This is a genomic window from Synechococcus sp. R6-10 (genome assembly GCF_047461815.1).
In the GTDB taxonomy this organism is placed as follows: domain Bacteria; phylum Cyanobacteriota; class Cyanobacteriia; order Thermostichales; family Thermostichaceae; genus Thermostichus.
In genome coordinates this window covers 1-3,127 of record NZ_JANSHW010000370.1, presented here as the reverse complement: position 1 = coordinate 3,127, position 3,127 = coordinate 1, and the positions used below count along the sequence as shown (strand labels likewise).

Here is a 3,127-nt window from a genome sequence, read left to right as displayed (position 1 = left end):
CGAGCACCAAGGCCGGGGTGGGGCCGTAGATCAGGTAGTAATCCAGCTCGGGGGCGCGCACCTCGATGGCCCACTGCTCGGGATCGATCTGGCCCAGGTCGAACTGGCTCCAGTGGGTGCAGTGCAGGAAGAGCCCGTAGCAGAGGTTGGGGCGAAGAAACAGGGCGAAGGGAATGGCCTGGTAGAGATTGTCGCTGTGGGCGTCGTAGTTCCAGCAGTCGCGAGTCCAGTGGCTGTAGCGCCGACCCCGTTTGTTGAGTAGCCCCGCCCGTTCCCCTAGGCCATAGATGTGCTCGGCAGGGTGGAGGTGTTTGACCAGGCGGATGCTATCGGATCCCCAGGTAAGCCCAGAGGAGACATCGGCGCAAAACTCTTGCCCTTGAGAGTCTTGAAAACTGAACCGGAGGGGATCCCGATCGATCTGAACTTGCACCTGGGAGGTGGACAGGTGGATTTGGGTGGAGCTTTCCTGCAGTTCAAAGGGAGCCGGCGGCCACTCTTCATCGGCTGGAGCCACATCCCAGGAACGACGGGGCAAAAACGCTCCGCTGGGGCTAAAGCGCAGCCGAAACAGACGGGGGGTGAGCACCTGCATAGACCAGCGGCCCTGGGCACAGATGAGGTGGATCCCTCTGGAGTGGGGCTGGAGCTGCTGCAGGGATCCACAAGTTTGCCTTTGGGGTGGGCGGGCGGGGAATTGGCCGTTCGCGCCCGCGGGATCGAGTCCCAAGATCTCGCCAGGTTCCAGCATGCTTTGGAGACAGATTGCTGCTCTCAAGGCTAGCCTATGGCCGGGAGGGGACAGGGGGTTGCCCACTCTGGTCCGCAGTGGGTTTTACCCTCATCGGTACCCATCTCCAGAAGAGCAGCAGTAATAATCGACTAGCTCAGACCCCAGAATCCATCGCGAAAACGAGGCGGCAATGGCCATGAGGATCCCGGTGAGCAAACTTCTCTCCGCGCTACTGCTTTTGGGAGGGTTGTCCGCCCCCCCTGCCGTGGTGGCCTACCCGGTCAGCCCGGAGATGGTGATGGCCCTGCAACAGGGGGATCATGCCCAAGCCCTACCCAGAGCCAGAACAGAGCAGCGTTTTCGGGTCGTGACTCTGGCAACCGGGCTGGAGCATCCCTGGGGGATGGCCTTTCTGCCAGATGGGACAATCGTGGTAACCGAACGACCAGGCCGGCTGCGCCGGGTTACCGACCAGGGGTTGGATCCCCAGCCCATAGCCGGTGTGCCAGAAGTATTTGCCCGCGGACAGGGGGGCCTGCTGGACATTGCCTTGCACCCTAATTACGCGGAGAACGGCTGGATTTACCTGTCCTATGCCGCTCCTGGGCCGGGCGGCGGGGGAACCCGAGTGGCGCGGGCCCGCTTGGGGGAGAAGGGACTCCAGGATCTGGAGGTGATTTTCGACATGGAGCGCAAGACCCCCGCTCAACAGCACTTTGGCTCCCGCCTGGCCTTTGATGAACAGGGATTTCTCTACATCAGCACCGGCGACCGCGGAGAGCGGCATCGGGCCCAGGATCTGGGGGATGCTGCCGGCAAGGTGTTGCGCGTCACTGATTCAGGAGGGATCCCGGCGGACAACCCATTTGTCGGCCAAGCAGGGGCTTTGCCGGCAATTTTTACCTACGGCAACCGCAACATTCAGGGAATGGCCCGCCACCCTGAAACAGGGGCAATTTGGTCCCATGAACATGGGCCGCAGGGTGGGGACGAGATCAACATCTTGGCCCCCGGCGTCAACTACGGCTGGCCCTTGATCACCCACGGTCGAGAATATACGGGGGAACCTATCGGCCAAGGACTGGCGGCAGCTCCTGGATTGGCTTCGCCCCTGCTGCACTGGACACCCTCAATTGCCCCTTCCGGCATGACTTTCTACACAGGGGAGGCTTTCCCCGAATGGCGGGGCAACCTATTTGTGGGGGCGCTGGCCGGGCAACACCTGGCGCGCTTGGTACTGGATGGAGAGCGGGTGGTGGCGGAAGAGCGCCTGCTGGAAGGGGCGGTGGGTCGCATTCGCGATGTGCGGCAGGGGCCGGATGGACTCCTTTACCTGTTGACGGACGCCCCGAATGGATCCCTGCTGCGCCTGGAGCCAGCACCCTGAAGGCATCGGCTTAGGAGATGACGGAAACTATCCTGCTCCCGCTGGGCAGCTCTTTGGCGGGACAGGGACTTTCCCCAGAGTAGGGCCTGGGAACTCAAAAGCTGAGGCTCTCCCAGGAGACGTTAATGTCTTCCAAAAGCAGCGACTTGTTGTAGATCTGCAGGATAATCAACAAAAAGACGGCGAATAGGGCCATGAAGACCGCCATCAGGGGCGTGGTGCCCCAGCCGGGAGCCACTTTGCCGTATTCCGAGTTGAGAGGACGCAGCAGATCGCCCAGTTTGGTACGAATGGCCATAGGTTCTCGCTTAGAAACCGAACACGTTGACGAAGTCGAAGATAGCAGGCTCGAAGGCGGATCCCTGGTGCTCAGCACCGCCAAAGCAGCCGCCTTTTAAAATCACGCTATCAGAATCTGGCCGAACCTTTTTGTCTTGGGCAATGAATTGTAAACTTGTGTAATACTGTAGTCGAATACTCTCAGGATCAAAGACAACGATATGGAGCCCACCTTTTCCCTGATTGTGGCGATTGCGGCAGTTACCATCTGCATCACTGCGTTTGCCATCTACACGGCCTTTGGCCCCCCTTCCAAGGACTTGCAGGATCCCTACGAGATGCACGAGGATTAAGGCCTGTCGTTGGGATATCTGGGTAAATGTCTGCTCGGTTGACCCCCCGTCTCTCCTTTCACAAGTACCAGGGGTTGGGGAACGATTTTATCTTGGTGGACAACCGCTGGCAGTCTCAACCCTGCTTGAGCCCGGAAGAGGCCGTCGCCCTTTGCGATCGCCGCTTTGGGGTAGGAGCCGATGGAGTTATTTTCCTGCTGCCAGGGCAGGAGGGGGCGGACTTTAGCATGCGCCTCTTCAACAGCGATGGTTCCGAGGCGGAGATGTGCGGCAATGGGATCCGCTGTTTGGCTCGCTTTCTGCAGGACTTGGGGATCCCAGGTCGGGATGGCGCCTACCAGATCCACACCTTGGCGGGGCGAATCGTGCCGCAGG

Annotated in this window: 4 protein-coding genes and 1 pseudogene; 3 read left to right on the top strand and 2 right to left on the bottom strand. The window is 60.3% G+C overall.

Annotation, left to right across the window (positions count from 1 at the left end):
• Positions 1-751 (bottom strand): annotated as a pseudogene (locus tag NW837_RS10515) (alpha-glucosidase); the annotation flags it as partial.
• A gap of 229 nt (positions 752-980) precedes the next feature.
• Here NW837_RS10515 and NW837_RS10510 point away from each other — a divergent pair.
• On the top strand, positions 981-2,120 hold the full coding sequence (locus tag NW837_RS10510; protein WP_414331337.1) for a PQQ-dependent sugar dehydrogenase: 1,140 nt from the start codon (positions 981-983) through the stop codon (positions 2,118-2,120).
• 94 nt (positions 2,121-2,214) lie between these two features.
• On the opposite strand, the gene psbH is transcribed toward NW837_RS10510, so the two are convergent.
• On the bottom strand, positions 2,215-2,418 hold the full coding sequence (psbH, locus tag NW837_RS10505; protein ID WP_414331336.1) for a photosystem II reaction center phosphoprotein PsbH: 204 nt from the start codon (positions 2,416-2,418) through the stop codon (positions 2,215-2,217).
• Between the two features lie 202 nt (positions 2,419-2,620).
• On the opposite strand from psbH, the gene psbN reads away from it, so the two are divergent.
• Positions 2,621-2,752, top strand: a complete 132-nt coding sequence (psbN, locus tag NW837_RS10500) for a photosystem II reaction center protein PsbN (protein WP_011432995.1) — start codon at positions 2,621-2,623, stop codon at positions 2,750-2,752.
• A gap of 26 nt (positions 2,753-2,778) precedes the next feature.
• Positions 2,779-3,127 (top strand): diaminopimelate epimerase (dapF, locus tag NW837_RS10495; protein ID WP_414331334.1); only part of this gene is annotated, 349 nt, incomplete at its 3' end.